The organism is Roseateles sp. FW305-36 (assembly GCF_058787015.1).
The window spans coordinates 75,000-96,915 of the sequence record NZ_JBYSZK010000008.1 but is presented as its reverse complement, the minus strand read 5'-3'; the positions used below and the strand labels follow the sequence as shown (position 1 = coordinate 96,915).

At 69.2% G+C, this 21,916-nt stretch carries 21 protein-coding genes; 8 read left to right on the top strand and 13 right to left on the bottom strand.

Translation table 11 applies throughout. The annotated features are described in order from the left end of the window. The first annotated feature begins 29 nt into the window (after nt 1-29). Nucleotides 30-1,097 carry a cyanophycinase gene (locus tag AC3WOE_RS16140; RefSeq protein ID WP_492691799.1) on the top strand — a complete coding sequence of 356 codons (1,068 nt, stop codon included), beginning with the start codon at nt 30-32 and terminating at the stop codon, nt 1,095-1,097. 3 nt (nt 1,098-1,100) lie between these two features. Here AC3WOE_RS16140 and AC3WOE_RS16135 read toward each other — a convergent pair whose 3' ends face one another. The 7 genes from AC3WOE_RS16135 to AC3WOE_RS16105 all read right to left on the bottom strand — a co-directional run bounded on the left by AC3WOE_RS16135 (nt 1,101) and on the right by AC3WOE_RS16105 (nt 8,231). Next, nucleotides 1,101-1,502: a VOC family protein gene (locus AC3WOE_RS16135; protein WP_492691797.1), complete on the bottom strand. Its 402-nt coding sequence runs from the start codon at nt 1,500-1,502 to the stop codon at nt 1,101-1,103. Between the two features lie 107 nt (nt 1,503-1,609). Next, the gene (locus tag AC3WOE_RS16130; protein WP_492691795.1) at nt 1,610-2,206 is read right to left on the bottom strand and encodes a TetR/AcrR family transcriptional regulator; all 597 of its coding nucleotides are present in this window, start codon (nt 2,204-2,206) and stop codon (nt 1,610-1,612) included. Nucleotides 2,207-2,387: 181 nt separating this feature from the next. Continuing rightward, a complete protein-coding gene (gene mltB / locus AC3WOE_RS16125) occupies nt 2,388-3,479 on the bottom strand; it encodes a lytic murein transglycosylase B (RefSeq protein ID WP_492691794.1) in 1,092 nt (363 codons plus the stop codon). Beyond that, complete coding sequence (locus tag AC3WOE_RS16120; RefSeq protein WP_492691793.1) at nt 3,437-5,458, bottom strand: transglutaminase TgpA family protein; 2,022 nt, start codon at nt 5,456-5,458, stop codon at nt 3,437-3,439. The genes mltB and AC3WOE_RS16120 overlap by 43 nt, the downstream gene beginning before the upstream one ends. After that, on the bottom strand, nt 5,455-6,432 hold the full coding sequence (locus AC3WOE_RS16115) for a DUF58 domain-containing protein (protein ID WP_492691791.1): 978 nt from the start codon (nt 6,430-6,432) through the stop codon (nt 5,455-5,457). The genes AC3WOE_RS16120 and AC3WOE_RS16115 overlap by 4 nt, the downstream gene beginning before the upstream one ends. A gap of 4 nt (nt 6,433-6,436) precedes the next feature. After that, a complete protein-coding gene (locus AC3WOE_RS16110; RefSeq protein WP_492691789.1) occupies nt 6,437-7,291 on the bottom strand; it encodes an ureidoglycolate lyase in 855 nt (284 codons plus the stop codon). 4 nt (nt 7,292-7,295) lie between these two features. Then, nucleotides 7,296-8,231, bottom strand: coding sequence for an AAA family ATPase (locus tag AC3WOE_RS16105; protein ID WP_492691788.1), 936 nt, complete (start codon nt 8,229-8,231; stop codon nt 7,296-7,298). A gap of 35 nt (nt 8,232-8,266) precedes the next feature. Here AC3WOE_RS16105 and AC3WOE_RS16100 point away from each other — a divergent pair, with 35 nt between their 5' ends. From AC3WOE_RS16100 to AC3WOE_RS16090, 3 genes are all read left to right on the top strand, one after another. Further along, nucleotides 8,267-9,202 carry a histone deacetylase family protein gene (locus AC3WOE_RS16100; RefSeq protein WP_492691787.1) on the top strand — a complete coding sequence of 312 codons (936 nt, stop codon included), beginning with the start codon at nt 8,267-8,269 and terminating at the stop codon, nt 9,200-9,202. A 62-nt stretch (nt 9,203-9,264) separates the two neighbouring features. Continuing rightward, the gene (locus tag AC3WOE_RS16095) at nt 9,265-10,548 is read left to right on the top strand and encodes a mechanosensitive ion channel family protein (protein WP_492691786.1); all 1,284 of its coding nucleotides are present in this window, start codon (nt 9,265-9,267) and stop codon (nt 10,546-10,548) included. Between the two features lie 87 nt (nt 10,549-10,635). Beyond that, nucleotides 10,636-11,670, top strand: coding sequence for a PEP-CTERM sorting domain-containing protein (locus AC3WOE_RS16090; RefSeq protein WP_492691784.1), 1,035 nt, complete (start codon nt 10,636-10,638; stop codon nt 11,668-11,670). Between the two features lie 9 nt (nt 11,671-11,679). Here the strand turns inward: AC3WOE_RS16090 and AC3WOE_RS16085 are convergent, their stop codons facing one another. Genes AC3WOE_RS16085 through AC3WOE_RS16065 form a run of 5 tightly spaced genes read right to left on the bottom strand, consistent with a single transcriptional unit; the run spans nt 11,680 to nt 15,636 of the window. After that, nucleotides 11,680-12,735 (bottom strand): hypothetical protein, encoded by a 1,056-nt coding sequence (locus AC3WOE_RS16085; RefSeq protein WP_492691782.1) that lies wholly within the window; start codon nt 12,733-12,735, stop codon nt 11,680-11,682. Then, entirely contained in the window at nt 12,725-13,237 is a 513-nt protein-coding gene (locus tag AC3WOE_RS16080; RefSeq protein ID WP_492691780.1) for a hypothetical protein, read from the bottom strand. Before AC3WOE_RS16080 ends, AC3WOE_RS16085 begins: the two co-directional genes overlap by 11 nt. 59 nt (nt 13,238-13,296) lie before the next feature. Continuing rightward, nucleotides 13,297-14,310, bottom strand: coding sequence for an NADPH-dependent aldehyde reductase Ahr (gene ahr / locus AC3WOE_RS16075; protein WP_492691778.1), 1,014 nt, complete (start codon nt 14,308-14,310; stop codon nt 13,297-13,299). An 8-nt stretch (nt 14,311-14,318) separates the two neighbouring features. After that, nucleotides 14,319-15,176: a CE1 family esterase gene (locus tag AC3WOE_RS16070; protein ID WP_492691777.1), complete on the bottom strand. Its 858-nt coding sequence runs from the start codon at nt 15,174-15,176 to the stop codon at nt 14,319-14,321. 1 nt (nt 15,177) lies between these two features. Beyond that, nucleotides 15,178-15,636 carry a GNAT family N-acetyltransferase gene (locus tag AC3WOE_RS16065; protein WP_492691775.1) on the bottom strand — a complete coding sequence of 153 codons (459 nt, stop codon included), beginning with the start codon at nt 15,634-15,636 and terminating at the stop codon, nt 15,178-15,180. A 90-nt stretch (nt 15,637-15,726) separates the two neighbouring features. On the opposite strand from AC3WOE_RS16065, the gene AC3WOE_RS16060 reads away from it, so the two are divergent. After that, complete coding sequence (locus AC3WOE_RS16060; protein ID WP_492691774.1) at nt 15,727-16,455, top strand: hypothetical protein; 729 nt, start codon at nt 15,727-15,729, stop codon at nt 16,453-16,455. Nucleotides 16,456-16,519: 64 nt separating this feature from the next. Beyond that, nucleotides 16,520-16,816, top strand: coding sequence for a hypothetical protein (locus AC3WOE_RS16055; RefSeq protein ID WP_492691773.1), 297 nt, complete (start codon nt 16,520-16,522; stop codon nt 16,814-16,816). Here AC3WOE_RS16055 and AC3WOE_RS16050 read toward each other — a convergent pair whose 3' ends face one another. Beyond that, a complete protein-coding gene (locus AC3WOE_RS16050; RefSeq protein WP_492691771.1) occupies nt 16,817-18,355 on the bottom strand; it encodes a fumarate hydratase in 1,539 nt (512 codons plus the stop codon). Nucleotides 18,356-18,437: 82 nt separating this feature from the next. Between AC3WOE_RS16050 and fumC the strand changes: the two genes are divergently transcribed. Next, a complete protein-coding gene (gene fumC, locus AC3WOE_RS16045; RefSeq protein ID WP_492691770.1) occupies nt 18,438-19,823 on the top strand; it encodes a class II fumarate hydratase in 1,386 nt (461 codons plus the stop codon). Between the two features lie 113 nt (nt 19,824-19,936). Beyond that, a complete protein-coding gene (locus AC3WOE_RS16040; protein WP_492691768.1) occupies nt 19,937-21,892 on the top strand; it encodes a GspE/PulE family protein in 1,956 nt (651 codons plus the stop codon). Nucleotides 21,893-21,916 lie beyond the last annotated feature (24 nt).

Here is a 21,916-nt window from a genome sequence, read left to right as displayed (position 1 = left end):
ACAACAATCATCACCGACGGAGGAACGGCATGAAGCCATTGCAACTCTGGAGTCGACGCGCCGCCTCGCTGGCGCTGCTCTGTGTCAGCCTGGCCGCCGCCGCGGGTGGCGGCAGTGGCGGCAGCGGCGTCAAGCCGACCGTCAGCAGCAAGGACTACGACGTCTACCGCAGCGGCAGCGCGGCTGACGTCCTGCCGCCGCAGCCGGCCAGCAACATGCTGGTGCTGATGGGCGGCGGCATCGACGTCGACGACGCCTTCCGCGCCATGATCGCCAAGGCGCGCGGTGGCACGGCGGCCAAGGTCGACGTCGTCGTGCTGCGCACCTCGGGCGCCGACGGCTACAACGCCTATCTGATGGCCATGGACGGTGTCGACTCGGTCGAGTCCATCGTGCTGAAGACCAAGGCCGGCGCCAGCGCCCCGGAGGTGCTGGACCTCGTCAACCGCGCCGATGTGCTCTTCATCGCCGGTGGCGACCAGTCCACCTATATCGCCCAATGGGCCGGCACGCCGCTGGAGGCCGCGATGAAGGCGGCCGTGGCGCGCAAGGTGCCGTTTGGCGGCACCAGCGCCGGCCTGTCGGTGCTGGGCCAGTTCGACTATTCGGGGGCCAACCAGTCGGTATCGTCGGCCACGGCCATGGCCAACCCCTATGACCGCAATGTCACGCTGGACCGCAGCTTCCTGAACTCGCTGCCGCTGATGACCGGTGTCATCACTGACGCCCACCTCGTCACGCGCGACCGCATGGGCCGCCTGGTGACTTTCCTGGCCCGCCTGTCGGCCGACGGCTGGGCCGGCTGGCAGACGCTGCGCGGCATCGGCGTGGACGAAGAGACGGCCGTCGTCGTCGACGGCGACATCGCCACGGTCATGGGCAATGACGACGGCCTGGGGGGACGCACCGGCCAGGCCTACTTTCTGAGACCGACGCTGGCGCCGACGACGGTGCAGGCCAAGAAGCCGCTGACCTTCCGCAGCCTGCAGGTTGAAAAGCGCACCGCTGGCGGCCAGTACAACCTGGCCACATGGCCCACCGTATCGCCGTACTTCATCTCGGTCGAGGCGGGCGTGCTGATGCCCAACCCCTACTGAGCTTCAGTCGAAGCTGGCGCGGTATTCGGGCGTCGCATCGGCGCGGGTGTTCAGCTCGAACGTGATGCCGCCCGGTGCGCGGCAGAAAAAGCGCGAGCCGCGTACGTGGTTGATGACTTCGGTTTCCATCGGCACGCCGTCGGCGAGCATGGCGGCATGGAGCGCCTCGACGTCGTCCCGCGTCGGCAATTCGAAGCCGACGTGGAAGGTCTGCGGCCAGGCCGGCGCCACACCGCTGCCGTTCTCGATGACGACATCGAAGCCGGGCCGCTTCAGGATCCAGAAGCCGCCGACCGGCGAGCGCGTGAAACCGAGGTATTTCTCGAAGAAGGCCGAGGTCTGTGTGGGGTCCAGGGAAGGAAAGCTCAGGTGGTTGAGCTTCATGGGGGAAGGTGTTGTGCTCATGGAAGGCTCCGAGGGATTTGCAGAGCCTTCATCGTCGGTTTTGCGGCCTCTTCGGGCTACTCGCATGGACGCCCTCAGGGGCATGCCGGCCCCGCGCGAGGGATTGCTCACATTGGCGCGGCGCCGAGGTAGCCGAAGACGCTCGCGGCGATGCGTTTTTCCAGCGCCGCCGCGTCGTGATCGCCGCGCAGGCCGGCCGCATCGGTCAGCGCACGGATGAGCTGGCCGAGGTCATCGGCAGCGCGCGTGGCGTCGGCCTGTGGCGCCAGGCCGGGCATGTCCAGGATGCGTCGGATCAGCTCGGCGAAGCCGCTCCTACCCTCCAGGGCCTGACGCGTCTCGGGCTTCTCTTCCTCGAGGTCCAGCAGCCGCGCGAGTTCGGCGCGGTCGAGCTGCTGGCGCACGGCAGCCTTGATCAGGTGCTGCAGCGCGGCGCGGCCGTCGGGTTCGGCCAGCGCGGCGCTGGCGTCATCGCGAAAGCGCTGCTTCTCGCGCTGCATCAGCGCAATCAACAGCGCGTCCTTGCCCGGAAAGTACTGGTAGAGCGAGCCGATGCTGACGCCGGCCCGCTCGGCCACGGCATTGGTGTTGAAGGCCTCGAAACCCTGGACTTCCAGGATCTGCGCCGCGGCCTCGAGGATGCAGGCCACCGTCTCGACGGCGCGTGGCTGCGTCGGCTGCTTGCGCGGCCGCAGGGTGCTCATCTCAATGCTCCATTTTGCGTTTGCGGTGCCAGCGGGTTATTGCGGGCCGAGCGCCGGGCCGCTCCCTAGCCGGCCCGCGTGAGGCGATGTGCTCGTGGCTCGATGCCGCGAGCATCGCCGTCCCCTTGGGGGACCGACCAGACGCGCTCGCGTTCAGCGATGAGGGGTTGGGCGAGGGGCTTCACTTCGCTCGCCGCGCCTTGACCGCCTGGCCCAGCTCGATGACGGCCAGGGCGTAATAGGCCGACCAGTTGTAGCGCGTGACGACCCAGAAATTCTGCGTGCCCAGCAGCACGGTCGTGGGCTTCTTCGGTCCGTTCTGCAGTTCGATGACGGCCATCGGGCCGTCGTGGTCGCGGGCGGCTTCCGAGGGCAGGGCGCCGGCGGCGCTGAGATCGGCGGCGCTGAAGCTGGGCTTGATGTCGGGCGCCAGCAGCCGTGCGCGTTCGCGACGGTCGGCCGGCAGCTTGACGCTGTAGTGCGTGGCGTCGCCGGGCTTCCAGCCGTACTCGGACAGGTAATGGGCCACGCTGCCGATGGCGTCCACCGGGCTGGCGATCAGGTCGATGCGGCCGTCGCCGTCGAAGTCCACCGCATGCTGGCGCCAGCTGCCGGGCATGAACTGCGGTAGCCCCAAGGCGCCGGCATAGCTGCCGCGCACTTCGGCGGCGTCCAGGCCGTTCTCGTGGCAGAGCTTGAGGAACTCCGCCAGCTCGTTGCGGAAGAAGGCCTGGCGCTCGGCGGCGCGCGGGTGCCCGGCGGGGAAGTCGAAGGCCAGCGTCGCCAGCGCGTCCAGCACCTTGAAGCCGCCGGTGATGCGGCCGTAGAAGGTCTCGACGCCAATGATGCCGACGACGACCTCGGCCGGCACGCCGTACTGGCTCTCGGCGCGGGTCAGGGCGGCCTCGTGCTCGTTCCAGAAGGCCACGCCGGCGTCCAGGCGTTTGGGCTCGATGAAGCGGTCGCGGTAGGCCGTCCAGTTCTTGGACGTCCCGACGCTGGCCGGCAGGATGAGCTGTTTGACGCGCGGCAGGTCCAGGGCCTGGCTCAGCTGCTCGCGCAGGGCCGCGGAGTCCCAACCCTGGGCGGTGGCCAGTTCGTCGGCAAAGGCGACGACGGCAGGGCGGGCGCCGAGGGGTTGGGGCGGCGGAGCCGGCTTGGCGTGGTGGGGTTTGGCTTGAACGGTGGCGGCCAGCAGCAGGCCAGCCAGCAGGGGCAGGGTTCGCAACTTCACGCCCGCAGCATACGTGCCGCCGCACGGAACTCGCGCCATTCGGGCGCGGCGGCACCCGGGGCATAGCGCGAGCGCTCCAACTGCTCCAGCCACCGCGCGGCCGGTTCGGCCTTCTGGCCATGCTGGCGGCGCAGGGCGCGGGCCCAGGCGGCGGGGCCTTCGTGGGCGGGTAGGGCGACGCCGGCACTTGCCAGCAGCGCGGTGATGCGGGCGCGCTGGCGGCTCCAGGCGTCGTGGGGGCGGCTGCTCCAGCGTATCCAGCCGGCGCCGGCGACGGCCAGCACCAGGATGACGCCGGCCAGGGCCTGGCCCAGGCCGGTCCAGTCGGTGCGCTCGAAGCCCATCTTCTTGAGCATGTCGAACTGGTTGTCGCGCGAATAGTTCAGCACCAGCTGCTGCCAGCGGTTGTTGATGGTTTCCCAGCCGCTGCGCAGAGCCCGCCACAGCGTCGGGTTGAACTGGCCGATGACGCCGGGCTCGGGGCGCAGGGCCAGGCCCTGGATGACGCGGTTGGGTGCCACGGCGGCCGTCGGATCGCTGCGCACCCAGCCGCGGCCCTCGACCCAGTATTCGGCCCAGGCATGGGCGTTGGCATTGCGCACCACGTAATAGCCGTCCTGGGGCTCGGCGTCCCAGCCCTGGAAGCCGGTCACGATGCGAGCCGGCACATTCATGGCGCGCATGACGACGACGAAGGCCGATGCGAAGTGCTCGCAGAAGCCCAGGCGCCGGTCGAGCCAGAACTCGTCGATGACGTCGGACGAGGACTCGCCGTAGCGGCCGGGCGTCAGCGTGTAGGTGAAGTCCTGGGTGCGGATGTGCTCCAGCAGGGCTGCGGCCAGGGCCTCGGCCCGCGGGCCGGGTGCCAGGTTGGCGAAGCGCGATTCGCCGGCCAGCAGCTCGGCCCAGGTGCGGGTGCGCGGGTTCAGGCCGGTGGGCAGGTCGGTGTCGGTCGACTGATGGATGCGGTTGCGGCGCTGGCCGGCCTGCCAGTCCAGGTAGGCGCTGCTGGTCAGCCTCAGCCTTTCGGTGATGGGCCGTGGTGACACCCATTGCAGCTCGGGCCCGCGCGCAACGACGAGGTCGGTCAGCGACAGTTCGCTGCCGGCCGCCCCCGGGCTCATCTCCAGCAGTGGCAGCACCGAGATGCGCAGCGGCTCCAGCGTCATCTCGTAGCGCAGGGCCGGGCCATTCGTGGTCAGGTCGTCGCGGCCGCGCAGCCAGGTCTGGCCGGGACGGGTGTCGGGCGTGCGCCAGGTCTTGCCGTCGAAGCGGGTCAGCACCGGGCCGCGGAAGTAGCGCTGGTCGGGCGGCGGCAGCGGGCCGTCGAACTTCAACCGCATCGCGATGCTGTCGTCGTTGGCGATCTCGTTCATCGCGCCGAACTCGAGCTGGTTGGACAGGCCGGTTTTGCCGATGGCCTCGGTCGGCACGCCCCACAGCGGCGCGATGCGCGGGAACAGCACGAAGAGCAGCACCATGACGGGCAGGCCCAGGGCCGTCGTGCTGGCCGCGCGCCGGGCGGCGATGGCGATGCTGGGTACACCGGTGGGCATCTGGGCCAGCACGACGGCCGCCAGCAGGCCCCACAGCGACAACAGCGACCAGACCGCCATCAGCAGGGACTGCGAGTACAGGAACTGCGTCAGCACCAGGAAGAAGCCGAGGAAGAAGACGACGAAGGCGTCGCGCCGCGCGCGCAGCTCCAGCGTCTTCAGCGCCATCAGCATGACGAGCAGGGTGATGCCGGCCTCGCGCCCGATCAGCGTGCGGAAGGTCAGCCAGGTCAGGCCGGTGTAGATGACGATGATGGCCAGCAGCCACCAGCGGCTGGGCAGGGGGCGCTGGCGCCAGGCCAACTGGGCACGCCAGCCGAGTACGACGCTTGTCAACGCGCTGCTCCACCAGGGCAGGTGGTCGGCATGCGGCGCGATGACGGCGGTGATGACGCCGAGCAGGAAGAAGCTGTCGCGGGCGTCGCGCGGCAGGCGGCTCCACCACACCGTGAATGCATTCATGCGCCGAACCCCGCCAGCGCTTCCAGGCAGGTCTGCCTGTGGGCAGCGCCGAGGGAGGGCGCGATCTCGCGGCCGGCCAGGCGCAGGCCATAGGGCTGGCCCAGGCGCTCGGCGGCCAGCACCCAGGCGGCCAGGCGCGACAGCCGGGCCTCGACGTCGCGGCCCTGGGTGTCGCGCCAGTCCAGCCACAGGTCCTGGGCCAGCGGTGCCTCGGTCTCGCGCACCCACAGCGGCAGGCCCTGGTCCAGGGCCAGGGCCGATTTGCGCCACAGGATCTGCTTCATGGAGTCGCCGCGGCGGTAGCTGCGCACCCCGGAGAAATCGGTGCCGCTGGCGGCCTGGCGCGTGGACGCGGCCTCGGCCGCACCGGCCTCGGCCTGGGCGGGGAAGGGCGCCAGCACGTCTTCGGGTCGCGGGTAGACCCAGACCTTGCTCGCCGGCCGCCAATAGCTCCAGGCGCGGAAGAAGCCGAGAGGGAAGCGCGTCGTCACGATGAGGCGGGGCAACTCGCGCAGGCCGCGGCTGTCGGCCGGCAGGCGCAGCCCGAGCACGGCATGGCCCAGGGCCGGCACGTCGACCCAGGCGGGCTCGGTGGCGCCGCTGTCGAGCTGGGCACTGACGGCGATGCCGAAGCGCGCGCTGCCCGGGTTGTGCAGGCGCAGCTCCAGCGCGTACTCGTCGCCGGCGTGTACGCCGTCGGGCGCCTTCAGGTCCATCTGCAGGCCGCGCAGATTGGCGTGGGTGGTGTGCATGGACGCCAGGCCCGCACCGGTCAGTGCGAAGGTCAGTGCATAGCCCAGGCTGAGCTGTTCGTTGATGCTGGCCAGCAGCAGCACGCCCAGCGTGCCGCAGAAGGCCACGCCGGCCCAGGTCGGCACGATGTAGACATTGCGCTGGGTGGTCTGGTGGGTGTCGGCCACGGGCTGGCGGCCCTGCCACCAGGCCTGCCAGCGTCGGCGCAGGGCCAGGATCATGGCGTCAGCTCTCGACGGTGTGCTGGGTCTGCACGCCCAACCCCTCGACACCCAGGCGCACGGTCTGGCCGGCGCGCAGATAGACCGGTGGTTTCTGGCCCATGCCGACGCCCGGCGGCGTGCCTGTGGAGATGACGTCGCCGGGCTGCAGGCTCATGAAGCGGCTCAGATAGCTGACGATCTGCGCGACGCCGAAGACCATGGTGCGCGTGCTGCCCTGCTGGAAGCGCCGGCCGTCGACCTCCAGCCACAGGTCCAGGGCCTGCGGGTCGGCAATCTCGTCCGCCGTGACCAGCCAGGGGCCGATGGGGCCGAAGCTGTCGCAGCCCTTGCCCTTGTCCCATTGCGTGCCGCGCTCGAGCTGGTATTCGCGCTCGGACACGTCGTTGACGACGCAGTAGCCGGCCACATGCCTGAGCGCATCGGCCTCGGCGATATAGCGGCCGCCCTGGCCGATGACGACGCCGAGTTCGACTTCCCAATCCGTCTTCAGCGAGCCGCGCGGGATCTGGATGGGATCGTCCGGCCCGCTGATGGCGCTGGTCCATTTGCCGAAGACGACCGGTTCAGCCGGCACGGCCAAGCCGGCCTCGGCGGCATGGTCGGCGTAGTTCAGGCCGATGCAGATGAATTTGCCGACCCGGCCGACGCAGGGGCCCAGGCGCACGTCCTGCTGGGGCGTGCCGGGTACCCGAGGCAGAGTGGTCGGATCGAGGCCGCGCAGGCGGGCAATGCCATCGGGCGTCAGCCATTCGCCGGCGATGTCGTCGACCTGGGCCGACAGGTCGCGCAAGCGGCCGTCGGCATCCAGCAGGCCCGGGCGTTCCTGGCCGGGCGGGCCGTAGCGGAGCAGCTTCATGGAATCAGGGGAGAGGGATGGCTTCGATCATGGCCCGCACCTGCTCGCGCGCGCCGCGGCCGGCGCCGGCGCGGGGCTGCAGGCGGTGGGCGATGGTCTGGGGCAGGATGGCCTGCACGTCGTCGGGCGAGACATAGTCGCGGCCCTGCAGCAGGGCCCGGGCGCGCGAGGCGCGCAGCACGGCCAGGCCGGCGCGCGGCGACAGCCCTTCGACGAACCACTGGCCGGAGCGCGTCGCGGCGATCAGGGCCTGCAGATAGTCCAGCAGCGGCGGCGCGGCATGGATGGCCTTGACGGCGGCCTGCACCTCGATGAGTTCGGCTGGCGTCATGACGGGTTTCAGCGTCTTCAGCTGCTCGCGACTGTCCTCACCCATCAGCAGTTCGCGTTCGGCAGCGGCGTCCGGGTAGCCCAGCGAAATGCACATCAGGAAGCGGTCCAGCTGCGACTCGGGCAGGGGGAAGGTGCCGAGCTGCTCGCTGGGGTTCTGCGTCGCGATGACGAAGAAGGGCTCGGGCAGCGGGTGGCTGACGCCCTCGATGCTGACCTGGTGCTCCTCCATGGCTTCCAGCAGCGCGCTCTGGGTCTTGGGGCCGGCGCGGTTGATCTCGTCGGCCAGCAGCACCTGGGCGAACACCGGGCCCGGGTGGAAGGCGAAGCCCTGGCGCTCGCGCTCGTAGACCGACACGCCCAGCAGGTCGCTGGGCAGCAGGTCGGCCGTGAACTGCAGGCGCGAGAACTTCAGGCCCAGGGAGATGGCCAGGGCATGGGCCAGCGTCGTCTTGCCGACGCCGGGCAGGTCCTCGATCAGCAGGTGGCCGCCGGCCATCAGGCAGGCCAGGGAATCGGCGATCTGGGCCGGTTTGCCCTTGATGACCGTGCTAATCTGGTTTTGCAGTGCCAGCAGTTGCGCTGCCAGCGTTCGTGATGGATGCGTCATGAGCCTGGACCATAGCAAGAGACAGCGCTTCCTTCATGCCTACCGCCTATTTCAACCCGCCCGAGTGCCGCCGCCACGACATGGGCGAGGGCCACCCCGAATGCCCGGAGCGGCTGGCGGCCATCGATGACTGGCTGATCGCCTCGGGCCTGGGGCAGGCGCTGGAGTATGTCGATGCCCGCCCGGTGGACATGAAGGACGTGGAGCTGGCCCATACCCACCGCTATGTGGCGGAGATCGGCGCCATGCTGCGAGACTGCGCCGAGAAGGGCGAGCGCTGCGCGGTGGACCCCGACACGTCGGCCAATGCCCACACCTGGGCCGCCGCCCTGCATGCCGCCGGGGCCGCCGTGCAGGCCACCGACCTCGTCATCGAAGGCCGTGCCGACAACGCCTTCTGCTCGGTGCGCCCGCCCGGCCACCATGCCACGCGCGACCAGAGCATGGGCTTCTGCTTCTTCAACAACGTGGCCATCGCGGCCCGGCATGCGCTGGACGTCAAAGGTCTCAAGCGCGTGGCCATCGTCGACTTCGACGTCCACCACGGCAACGGCACCGAGGACATCATTGCCGGCGACGAGCGCGTGCTGATGGTCAGCCTCTTCCAGCACCCTCTCTATCCCTACAGCGGCGCCGTGCCCAAGGGGACCAATATGGTCAACGTGCCGCTGCCGGCCTACACGCGCGGCGGCGAGGTGAGGGAGATCGTCGAGGCCATGTGGCTGCCGGCTCTGGAGCGCTTCAAGCCGCAGATGATCTTCATCTCGGCCGGCTTCGACGCGCATCGCGACGATGATCTGGGCCAGCTGGGCCTGGTCGAGGCCGACTACGAATGGATGACCCTGAAAATCAAGGCCGTGGCCGAGCGCCATGCCCACGGCCGCATCGTGTCGGTCCTCGAGGGCGGTTACAACCTTCATGCCTTGTCGCGTAGCGTGGGCGTCCACTTGCGCGCGTTGGCCGATCTATAGACCTTGCGGGACAGACCGCACTCGCGAAGCGAGCAGCTCTGTCCCCAACTGACTAGAACAACATGCACCAACCTTTGAGCCTGGCCGAACTCCAGGCCCTGTTGTCCCGCGTCTTCAGTGCGGATGCCCTGGCCGAATGGGCCCTGCTGCTCGGCTGCCTCGTGCTGGCCGCGCTGCTCAGTTGGGCGCTGTCGCGCGCGGCGACCAAGCGCGAGAACAGCGTACTGTTCGGCGAGCGCGTCATCGACGGCGCGCTCTTCCCCCTGCTCGCCCTCGGCCTGGCCTTTGGCGCGCGGCGCCTGCTGCCGCTGTACGGCCTGACGCCGGCCCTCTTCAAGCTGGCCCTGCCGGTGCTGGTGTCGCTGGCCGCCATCCGCCTCGTCGCCCGGGTGCTGCGGGCCGCCTGGCCCAATTCGACGGCCTTCAAGGCGCTGGAGAAGCTGGGTTCCTGGCTGGTGTGGATGGGCGCCGTGCTGTGGATCACCGGGCTGTGGCCGGTGCTGATGGACGAACTGGACGACATCGGCTGGAAGTTCGGCACCGTCAAGCTGACGCTGCGCAACCTCATCGAGGGCGGCCTGACGGCGACGCTGGTGCTGGTCGTCGCGCTGTGGATCTCGTCGGCCATCGAGGCCCAGCTGCTGCGCCGCGAGTCGCTGGACCTGTCCATGCGCAAGATCGCCTCCAACGCGATCCGCTCCCTGCTGCTCTTCATCGGCCTGCTGTTCGCCCTGTCGGCCGCGGGCATCGACCTGACGGCCCTGGGCGTGCTGGGCGGGGCCCTCGGCGTGGGCCTGGGCTTCGGCCTGCAGAAGCTGGCGGCCAACTACGTGAGCGGCTTCGTCATCCTGGCCGAGCGCAGCCTGCGCATCGGCGACATGGTCAAGGTCGACGGCTTCGAAGGCCGCGTCACCGACATCAAGACGCGCTACACGGTGATCCGGTCGCTGGGCGGCAAGGAAGCCATCGTGCCCAACGAGATCCTGATCACGCAGCGGGTCGAGAACTCTTCGCTGGCCGACCCGCGCGTGCTGCTGTCCACCCTCGTGCAGGTCGACTACGACTGCGATATCGACGCCGTCATGAAGGCCCTGACCGAGGCCGTGGTGAAGGTGCCGCGCGTGCTTGCCGACCCGGGGCCGTCGGTGCAGCTGAGCCGCTTCGCCGACAGCGGCCTGGAGCTCAGCGTGTTCTTCTGGATCATGGACCCGGAGAACGGCAGCGGCGGCGTGCGCTCGGAGGTCAACCTCGCGGTGCTGCGCACCCTGCATGGCCTGGGCGTGGATATTCCCTATCCACAGCAGGTGCAGCGCCAGCCCAAGGAAGCGCCAGGTACGCAGGCCTGACGGCCAGGGTTTCCCCGTCGCATGAATTGGGGGTGACCGGCGGCGCCAGCTCAGCACAATCGTCGCAGTTCCAGCCAGGAGGACTGCATGCGCTTCGCCCCGACCGTTTTCAGCCTCGCCCTCGCAGCCGCCGCGACCGGCGCGAGCGCGGTGCCGACGGCCATCTCCAATGCCGCCTTCGCTGCGACCTATGTGCGTGACTGCCGCAGCCCCGCCGCGCAGGCCGCCGCCAGCACGACGCCCGACCGCTGCGAGGCCGCCCTGGATGCGTCCGGCCAACCCATCTTCCGGCCCATCATCGAGCAGAACTCGCAGCTGACCATCGGCGGCACCTCCGCTGCGACGCATGCCAGCAACCCCATCGGCTCGCAGGGCGGCCAGACGACGCGTTCATCCATCGACGCTTCCGGCGCTGCCGGCGTGCTCATCCTCAAGCAGGGTGCCTTCGCGGGCGACTATGCGCGCGTGTCGGGTCACTCGGTGGGTCTGCAGAGCTTCCAGTACACCGGCAGCACGCCCGAAGTGCGCAGCCTGCACAACGTGCTGGACTTCAGCGCCAACGTGACGCCCACCCACATCCTCGACGCCCCGGGCGATGCCGACCTCGGCACCACCAACGCCTCGGTCTATGCCAAGACGCGGGTGACGGTGTTCTCGCTGCTGAGCGCCAGTTTCGACTTCGACAATGACCCCGCGCTGGGCTTCGAGCCCCAGTCCAGCGGCTTCTGGAGCCAGGCCTCCGGCCGTGCAGACTTCCGCCTCGAAGGTCAGGTGGACAACGACGGCATCACCGCCTCGGGCACGTCGACTGACATCGACTTCACCGTGGAAGCCGGCCGCTACTACTTCGTCGAAAGCTATCTGGGCCTGTGGGCCCGCTTCGGCGGCGAGCTGGATGCCACCCACACCTTCACCAGCACGCTGGGCGAGAAGGATGCGGCTGGCGCCTTCGTGGCCGACGCCAGCGACTTCACGGCGGCGGCCGCGCTGGATGCGCCCATCGTCATCAATGCCGGCAATGTGCCCGAGCCGGCCACGCTGGCGTTGACCGGCCTGGCGCTCGCAGGCGCAGCCGGCCTGCGTCGTCGTGCCGCGCCCTGCCGCGCCCTGGCTGCCGTCTGACCCTCGGCCTCAGTGCCGCCAGACCGCCGCTTTCCAGTTGTCCAGCCCCTGCTCGAAGTGGGGCGCGCTGGCGGCGCTCGCCGCGGGCAGTGGTGAGCGCAGCTCCACGTTGTAGGCCAGGCCCAGGTGGATGGGCGCGCCCTGACTGGAGAAGTCAGGGCAGGTTTCGGCGGCGCCACACGCGGGCCCGTCCACCAGTCTGAAGGCCGTGGCGCCAAGGCCCAGCCAGCGCCGGCTGTACCAGCCGCCGGCAAAACAGGTGATGCCCGCGCTGTCGTACGGCAGGAAGCGGCGTGCGCCCTGTTCCAGCGTCGGCAGCCAGTAGTTCCTGAAGTTCGCGGAATTGGGGTCGAGGCTCACGGCGATGTTGTTGCAGTCCAGGCTGAACTCGATCAGGTAGATCGCGCCCTGCAATGAGGGGTCGTAGGGGACGGCCCGGGTGTTGAACAGGTTGACGGCGCGCAACTCCAGCGGCAGGTCGACGCCCAGCAAGCGAAAGGCGCCCGGGTTGCCGCCGCTGCTGGTGCGGGAAGCGCTGAACTTGAAGCCGGGCAGGGCCGGGTTGGCCAGGGCGGCCAGGCGCCAGTCGCCGTCGGCGAATTCGGTGTCGGTGAAGGTGACAGGCGGCATGGAAGACACCGCAATCACGCCGCCCGCGACGGCGTCGCCGTTGCTGCCGTGGATGCTGACCTGAAAGCCGGCGCCGTCGTCGCCCAGGTTGGCGGCGGCCAGGGTGTAGCTCGCGCCGGTGGCACCGACGATGTCGGCGCAGTTCGTCGCCCCCTTGGGTTGCCGGCACCAGCGGTAGGTGGGCGACGTGGCGTCGGTGCTGGCCGTGAAGGTCACTGCGGTGCCAACCTGCACGATCCCTGGCTCGGCCGTCACGGTGGCCGTCGGCTGCGGCGGCGTGACGGGCGTGCCGCCGCAGCCTTGTGGTGTGTTGAGGCAGGAGGTGTCCGGCAAGCCGAGCGCACCGCCACCGCCGCTGCCGACGATGGCAATCAACCCGAGCGCGATGACGCACAACTGCGCCAGCACTCGCCAGGCCTGCAATTCAGTCTTCATGCCTGTTCTCCCGTCGATGCAGCCACCTCAGCAGGCCGGCTGCGGCCAGCGCGCCCGCGCTCAGGGCCAGCACATCGGCCACATCGAAGCGGCCATTCACGAGGTAGCGCGAGATCGCCTGCGCCGGCGCCAGTGACCCGAAGGCGGACTGCAGCGCCTGCGACAGGGTTGTGCTGAGCTGAGGAAGTTGGCCCAGCTCGAAGGCCAGGTCCACCGCCCACCAGGCCGCGACGACGCCGTAGGCCGGCGTGGCCCGTCGCCGCGAGGCAGCGGCACTCAGCAGGCCGAAGGCGAAGGGGTGGATGAAGCTGGGCAGCCAGGCCCCCATGGCGCCGAACAGCGGCGCATGGCCCAGTGTCGCGGCGTGCGGCAACAGCATTGCGCTGCCGGCGGGCCTGTCCGTCAGATAGACCAGCAGGCCCAGAGCGAGCGCGGCAGCCGCCGCCAGCAGCATCAACCCGCGTGCGGGCAGCGGTACGGCCTCAACGTCGCTCGGCGGCATCGGTCCCTCCTGGGATGGAGCGATGCTAGTCCTCAGCGGCCTGGGGCCGCCGGGCTGTCCTAGAAATCCGCGTCAAGCACGACCCGGTAGCGTGCCTTGCCACTGCGCAGATGGTCCAGCGCGTCGTTGACGCGGCTCATGGCGAAGCGCTCGACCTGCGGCAGGATGTGGTGACGGGCCGAGAACTCCAGCATGGTCCTCAGCACCGAGGGCGGCGGCGTCGGTGAGGCCGACAGGCTCTTCTGCCAGCTCAGCAGGCCGCCACTCTTCAGCGCCATCGCGTCGGTGACGACGCCCACCAGATGCATGCGGCCCTTGGGTGCCAGCGTCGCCAGCAGGGCGTCCCAGTTCAGCGCGGCGCCGACGGTGATCAGCAGGAAGTCCAGGCTGCCCGCGGCGGCCTTCAGCTCGGCCTTGTCGACGCTGGAGAGTGTCTTGTGGGCGCCCAGGGCCAGGGCCTCGTCGCGCTTGGAGGCCGAGGACGTGAAGGCCGTGACCTCGCAACCCCAGGCACGCGCGAACTTGACGGCCAGATGACCCAGGCCGCCGATGCCGACCACGCCGACGCGGTCGGTGGGCTTGATCGAGTGCAGCACGAAAGGCAGGAAGACGGTGCCGCCGCCGCACATCAGCGGACCGGCGGCCGCCGGGTCCAATGCGTCGGGCAGGGGAATGGCCCAGCTCCAGTGGGCGCGCAGCCGGTCGGCAAAGCCGCCATGGCGGCCGATCAGCGTCGGCTGGCGCTTGCCGCACAGATGCTGCTCGCCGCCGAGGCAGAAATTGCAATGCGTGCAGCTGCTGCTGTGCCAGCCCACGCCGACGCGCTGGCCGATCTGGCGGCCCTTGGCATGGGCGCCCAGAGCGGTGATGCGGCCGACGACTTCATGGCCGGGCACGACGGGGTAGGCGGCCGGGAACCACTCGCTGTCGATCATGGCGAGGTCGGAATGGCAGATGCCGCAATGCTCGACCGTGATCTCGACGTCCTCGTCGCCCAGCGGGCCGGGGTCGTAATCAAAGGGCTGCAGGGCGCCACCGGGGGCGAGAGCGGCGTAGGCGCGGATGGTGGACATGCGACCTCCTAGGGAAGCGGGTGGGCCTTGAAGAACTGCCAGATCATCGCGGTTGCATCCACTTCCGTGTGCGGCCAGATGTGGCCCATGCCGTCGATGCGCAGCAGTTTCACCTCGGCGTCACCGCTGCAGCCGGCGTAGCGAATCGTCTGCAGCGGCCCGGCCTGCCTGTCCTGCACCAGCTTCTGCTGGCAGTGGTTGTACGAAGCCCAGCCGGCCAGGGCCTCGGGCACGCTCTCCACCCACTCGGCCCCGCGGTCGGCGTGGCCTTCGTAAGGGTTGGTGAAGTCGGCCAGGCCATGGATGGTCAGCACGGGCACGGTTCGGCCCGCGCAGGGGCCGAACCAGCGCAGCCCGCCGACCGGCGCGATGGCGGCGATGCGGTTGTTCAAGCGGCAGCCCAGCAGCGAAGACATGCGCCCGCCGCCCGAGAAGCCGGTGGCGTAGACCCGGGCCGGGTCGATGCAGTTGCGCGCAGAGATGTCGTCGATGACGTCGGACACGTATTGCACGTCGTCGGCGCGCGGCGTGTAGACGGGCACGTTCCAGCGCGAGTCCTCGGCCTGCAGCGTGGCGACGGCAAAGCCCTCGTGGGTCGCCAGGGCCTCGAAGCCGGTCTCGCGGGCGCGGCCCGTGGTGTTGCCGCCGGTGCCGTGCAGGTCGAACACCAGCGGCAGCCGCGCCTGGCCGGCGGCGTTGGCGGGCACGAAGAGGCGGTAGACGCGCTTGCGGCCGCCCGACGTCAGCTCGCGCAGCTCGCCGTTGACGGGCGTCAGCGAGCAGGTCGCGGGCGCAGTCTGGGCCTGGGCCAGCGGAGACAGGGCGCACAGCGCCAGCAGCAGGGTGGCGGCGTGAAGCAGTCGCATATCAGCTCACGTCGCGGGCGTAGACGATGAAGCCCATGTGGTGGGCAACCTTGTCGTAGAGCGCGCGGCCGGTCGTGTTGGTGGTGTGGGTCTGCCAGTAGACGCGCTTGATGCCGGCCTCGCGGGCCGCCGCATACACGCCTTCGATCAGCGCCCGGCCCACGCCGCGGCCGCGGGCCTCGGGAGAGGTGAAGAGGTCCTGCAGATAGCAGGTCAGCTCGATGCGCGTCGTGCTGCGGTGGTAGAGATAGTGCACGAGGCCGAGCAGGCGGCCTTGTTCATCCTCGGCGACCAGGGCGTAGACGGGCTCGCTGGCGTCGAAGAAGCGCGCCCAGGTGGTCTCGGTGATTTCGGCCGGCAGGGCCGTTTCGCCGGCGCGGTCGTAGAAGGCGTTGTAGCCGTCCCAGAGGGGCTGCCAGGCGGCGCGGTCGCAGGCCTGGATGGCACGGATGTGGATCATGGTCGGGGGGCGTTGTCAGGGGAGTCCGGGCACATTGTTTCCGAAGCGGACGGCGGGCATAGTCATGTCACAACAACAGCGGGAGACGACATGCCAGGACTGCGCAAGCTGGCCCTTGCCGGGTGGCTCGCCCTGCATGCCGTCGCCGCGGTCGCGGTCCCCGCGACGCTCAGGCTGTGCGTGTCGGACCAGCCCTTCGGCCCCTATACCCAGCCGGATGGCAATGGCCTGTTCCAGCAGCGCGTGCTGGCGGCGGCCAAGGGGCTGGAAGTGGCCATCATCCAATACGCGGCCCCGCGGGCGCGCTGCCTGCAGGACAGTCGCCAGGGTCGCGCCGACGCGCTGATCGGCGTGTTCTCGCCCGAGCGCCTGGCCTGGTTGGCCTACCCGATGCGTGACGGTCAGCCGCTGGCCGAGCAGGGCGTGGGCCGCATCCAGGTCGTCGTGTTCAGGCGTGTCGGCACACACGTCGAGTGGGACGGCCAGAAGCTCGTCGGCCTGGGCGATCAGCCGCTGGGCCTGAGATTCGGCTTTGCCTACGGCGACCGGCTGGAAGGCTTGGGTGTGAAGCTGGACGACCACGCGATGTCCAGCGAACAGTTGATCGCCAAGCTGGTCAAGGGCCGGGTCGGCGCCATCCTGCTGACAGAAGAGGCCTTGCCGCAGATCGCCAAGTTGCCGCCGAACCAGGTCGAGGTCTTGCCACGCCTCTACGACACCATGACGCTCTACCTCATCGTCACCCGCGCTTTCGAGCAGCGCCACGCCGAACTGGTGCAGAAGCTGTGGGCCAACCTGGCCGCGGCGGGCACCCATTGACGTCTCCACAGTTCGCGCACGATCGGGCGGCAAGATGCCGCCGTCATTGCCTCTGGAGCCCCGAATGAACAAGCCTTCGCTGATCTGCAGCCTGCTGCTCGCCGTTGCCGGCGCGAGTGCTCAACCCCAGGGCGGCCCCCCAAGTGGTCCACCTCCCGGCGGCGAGCACCGCGGTCCGCCGCCCGAAGCCTTGGCCGCCTGCAAGACGAGCAAGGCCGGCGCGGACTGCAGCTTCACGCACGAGAGCCGCACGGTGAAGGGCAGCTGCTGGGCGCCCGAAGGCCGTCCGCTGGCCTGCCGGCCCAAGGACATGCCGCCGCCCCCGCCGCCGGGGGCTTCGGCACCTCCGCCGAAGCGCTGATCAGGCCGTGGCGACCGGAATGCTGACGGCCTTGCCGGAAGCGATGCGCTGCTTCCACTCGGCCGGGCCGGTGATGTGGGCGCTGGTGCCGTTGGCGTCCACCGCCACCGTCACCGGCATGTCCACCACGTCGAACTCGTAGATGGCTTCCATGCCGAGATCCTCGAAGCCGACGACCTTGGCGCCCTTGATGGCCTTGCTGACCAGATAGGCCGAACCGCCGACCGCCATCAGGTAGGCGCTCTTGTGGTTCTTGATGGACTCGATGGCGACCGGGCCGCGCTCGGCCTTGCCCACCATGGCGATCAGGCCGGTTTGGCTGAGCATCATGTCGGTGAACTTGTCCATGCGCGTGGCCGTCGTCGGGCCGGCCGGGCCGACCACTTCATCGCGCACCGGGTCGACCGGGCCGACGTAGTAGATGACGCGGTTGGTGAAGTCCACCGGCAGTTGCTCACCCTTGGCCAGCATGTCCTGGATACGCTTGTGGGCGGCGTCGCGGCCGGTCAGCATCTTGCCGTTCAGCAGCAGGGTGTCGCCCGGCTTCCAGCTGGCCACTTCGGCCGGCGTCAGCGCATTCAGGTCGACGCGCTTGCTCTTGTTGTAGTCGGGCGCCCAGTGCACGTCGGGCCACAGGTCCAGGCTCGGCGCCTCCAGATAGCTCGGGCCGCTGCCGTCCAGCACGAAGTGGGCGTGGCGGGTGGCCGCGCAGTTCGGGATCATGGCGATGGGCTTGCTGGCGGCGTGGGTCGGGAAGGTCTTGATCTTCACGTCCAGCACCGTCGTCAGGCCGCCCAGGCCCTGGGCGCCGATGCCCAGTGCGTTGACCTTCTCGTAGAGCTCGATGCGCAGCTCTTCGAGCTTGTTCTGCGGGCCGCGCTGCAGCAGCTCGTACATGTCGATGTCTTCCATCAGCGACTGCTTGGCCAGCAGGGCAGCCTTCTCGGCCGTGCCGCCGACGCCGATGCCCAGCATGCCCGGCGGGCACCAGCCGGCGCCCATGGTCGGCACCGTCTTCAGCACCCAGTCGACGATGTCGTCGCTGGGATTGAGCATGTAGACCTTGCTCTTGTTCTCCGAGCCGCCGCCCTTGGCCGCCACGATGACGTCAACCGTGTTGCCCGGCACCAGGTCCATCTGCACGACGGCCGGCGTGTTGTCCTTGGTGTTCTTGCGGGCAAAGATGGGGTCGTCCAGCACCGAGGCGCGCAGCTTGTTGTCCGGGTTGAGGTAACCCTGGCGCACGCCTTCGTTGACGGCATCCTCGATGCTGCCGCTGAAGCCTTCCCAGCGCACGTCCATGCCGATCTTCAGGAAGACGTTGACGATGCCGGTGTCCTGGCAGATGGGTCGCTTGCCTTCCGCGCACATGCGGCTGTTGGTCAGGATCTGGGCGATCGCGTCCTTGGCGGCCGGGCTCTGCTCGCTTTCGTAGGCGCGGGCCAGGTGGGCGATGTAGTCGGCCGGGTGGTAGTAGCTGATGTACTGCAGGGCGGCGGCGACGCTGTCGATGAGGTCTTGCTGGCGGATGGTGGTCATGGCGGAGCGGGGCGGAGAAATTAGGGGTAATTATCGGCGCGAGGCTGACTATGCTGGCTGACCAGCCCGACGAGACCCTGACATGAGCACCCGTATCGAGCGCGACACCTTCGGCCCCATCGAGGTGCCGGCCGACAAGCTGTGGGGGGCGCAGACGCAGCGCTCGCTGCAGAACTTCGACATCTCCGGCGAGCGCCAGGCGCCCGAACTGATCCGGGCGTTGGCCCGCGTGAAGCGGGCTTCGGCCGTCGTCAACCAGGCGCTGGGCCTGCAGGACGCCAAGAAGACCGATGCCATCGTCGCCGCGGCCGACGAGGTGATAGCCGGCCAGCATGTCGACGAGTTCCCTCTGGTGGTCTGGCAGACCGGCTCGGGCACGCAGACCAACATGAACGTCAACGAGGTGCTGGCCAACCGCGCCAGCGAGCTGCTGGGCGGCGAGCGCGGGGAAGGGCGGCTGGTGCATCCCAACGACGACGTCAACCGCAGCCAGAGCAGCAACGACGTCTTCCCGACCGCCATGCACGTTGCTGCCGTGCAGGCCCTGCAGGAACGCCTGCTGCCGCCGCTGCAGGCCTTGCGCGAGACGCTGAGGCAGAAGGCCGAGGCGTTTGATGGCATCGTCAAGATCGGCCGCACTCATCTGCAGGATGCGACGCCGCTGACGCTGGGTCAGGAGATCTCGGGCTGGGTGGCGCAACTGGCCCAGGGCGAGAGACATGTGCTGGCGGCCCTGCCGCATCTCCACGAACTGGCCCTGGGCGGCACGGCGGTCGGTACGGGCTTGAATGCCCCGAAGGGCTATGCGCAAGCCGTGGCGGCCGAGCTGGCGCGGTTGACCGGTCATCCCTTCGTGACGGCGCCCAACAAGTTCGAGGCCATGGCCTCCTGCGATGCCCTGGTCCATGCCCATGGTGCGCTGAAGACGCTGGCGGCCAGCATGAACAAGATCGCCAACGATGTGCGCTGGCTGGCCAGCGGCCCGCGCAGTGGCATCGGTGAGATCAGCATCCCCGAGAACGAGCCGGGCTCGTCCATCATGCCCGGCAAGGTCAACCCGACCCAGAGCGAGGCGGTGACCATGCTGGCGGCCCAGGTCATGGGCAATGACGTGGCCATCAACATCGGCGGCGCGTCGGGCAATTTCGAGCTCAACGTCTTCCGGCCCATGGTCATTCACAACTTCCTGCAGAGCGTGCGCCTGCTGGCGGACGGCATGGCCAGCTTCAACAGGCACTGCGCCGTCGGCATCATCCCCAACGAAGGCCGCATCGCCGAGCTGGTGGAGCGCTCACTGATGCTGGTGACGGCGCTGAACACCCATATCGGCTACGACAAGGCCGCACAGATCGCCAAGAAGGCGCACAAGGAAGGGACCAGCCTGCGCGAGGCCGCGCTGGCCCTGGGCCACGTGACGGCCGAGCAGTTCGACGCCTGGGTGGTGCCGGGCCACATGGTCGGGCGCTGAGAACCTGAGCGGACTTTGACCTTCGTCAATCCGCGGCGATCTGGTGGGCCTGCGGGCGCTGCCGCGGCACTTTGTCATTGGTGAGGGAGGCGGGCGAGCTTCAAACTGCCTGCATGACTCCAAGCGTCAAGTACGAACATGACACCGTGCCCGCCGTGCTGGATGGCCTGTCCCGTCCGGCCCGCAGCGGCGAGGGCGCGCCGGTATTGACCGATCTGGACGAACTGTGGCGCCAGATGCAGACCCGGCCGGCCGTTCGTGCGGCAAGGCTGGGGGACGCGCTGATCCAGGCCGGATTGCTGAGTCCCGCTCAATTGCAGCATGCGTTGCAGCGTCAAGTGGACGGCCAGTTCCACCTCCCGGTGGGCGAGCAGCTCGTCAAGGATGGCGTGCTGACTTCCGCTCAATTGCGCCAGATGCTGGCCGCCTGGCAAGGCGTTCCCACCGTGGACCTGGCGCGCGTGCGGCCGCAGCCTGAGGCCCTGGCCCAGGTGCCGCGCGTGGTCGCCTTGCGCGAATCAGTCTGCCCGTTGATGGTGAGGGACGATGCGTTGGTGGTGGCCGTCGCCGATCCATGGGATCACCATCTTCTGGATGTGCTGCGCTTTGTGTCGGAGCTGCGCGTCCAGCCGGTTCTGGCCTTGCCGGGAACGCTGATGCCCGCCATCGCGGGTGCCTACCAGGCGACGCAGGGCAGCGCGGAGCCGGCGGCCGATGGTGCAACCCAGGCCGTGACGCCGGGATTGCAGGCCACCACGGTGCGTGAGCTGGCCCTGCAACTGGCGGCCGGTGAGGGCGTTTCCAGTGACGTCGAGGCCGGCGTGGTGGCCGAGTCGGACAACACCCTGGTGCGCCTGGTCAACCGGCTGATCGCCGACGCCATTGAGCTGCGCGCTTCGGACATCCATGTCGAGACGTCCGACGCGCCGCGACCGGTGCGCGTGCGGCTGCGCATCGACGGCGATCTGGTGCGCTACCTGGAACTGCCCGCCCGCGTGCGCTTCGCGCTGGTGGCGCGGCTCAAGATCATGGCCAACCTCGACATCTCCGAGCATCGCCGCCCGCAGGACGGCAAGATCGACTTCAGCCGCTTCGGCGGCGCGCCCGTTGAGCTGCGCCTGGTCACGGTGCCGACCAACACGGGGATGGAAGACGTGGTGCTGCGCCTGCTGGGCGGCATGAAGCCGCTGCCGCTGGACGATATCGGCCTTTCCGCCGCCAACCTCGAGCGCCTGAAAAAGGTGATGGGCAAGGCCTACGGCCTGCTGCTGATCTGCGGCCCCACGGGCTGCGGCAAGACCACGACGCTGCACTCGGTCATGCGCGAGCTCAACGAAGACAAGCGCAAGATCTGGACGGCCGAGGATCCCATCGAGATTTCGCAGGAGGGGTTGCGCCAGGTGCAGGTCAACGCGCGCATCGGCTGGACTTTCGCGGCGGCCATGCGCACCTTCCTGCGTGCCGACCCGGACGTGATCATGATCGGCGAGATGCGCGACGAAGAGACGGCCCGCATCGCTGTCGAGGCGTCGCTGACCGGGCATCTGGTGATGTCAACCCTGCACACCAACTCCGCGCCCGAGAGCGTCACGCGCCTGCTCGAGATCGGACTGGACCCCTTCATGTTCTCGGACTCGCTGCTGGCCGTGCTGGCGCAGCGCCTGGTACGGCGGCTGTGCCCGGACTGTCGCCAGGTCGAAATCCTGGACGACCGGGCGGCCCGATCGCTGTGCCAGCTTTACCTGCAGACGCCCGTGCCCGGCCTGGACGCCGAGGGGCTGCTGGCGAGCTGGCGCGGACGCTTCGCCTCGGACGGGCAGCTTCGCCAGTACCGGCACCGTGGCTGCGATGCCTGTGGCGGCACCGGCTATCGCGGCCGCCTGGGCATCCATGAATTGCTGGTCGCCGATGACGCGATGCGGGCGCTCGTTCGCCGGCGCGCCCCGGCCAGCGAGATGTTCGAACTCGCGATGCAGTCGGGCATGCGCACCTTGCGCCAGGACGGCGTCGAAAAGGTGCTGGCAGGCCTGACCGACCTGCCCGAGGTGCTGGCTGCCAGCAATCAGTGAGCCGTCTGCTTTCTCAAGGGAGTC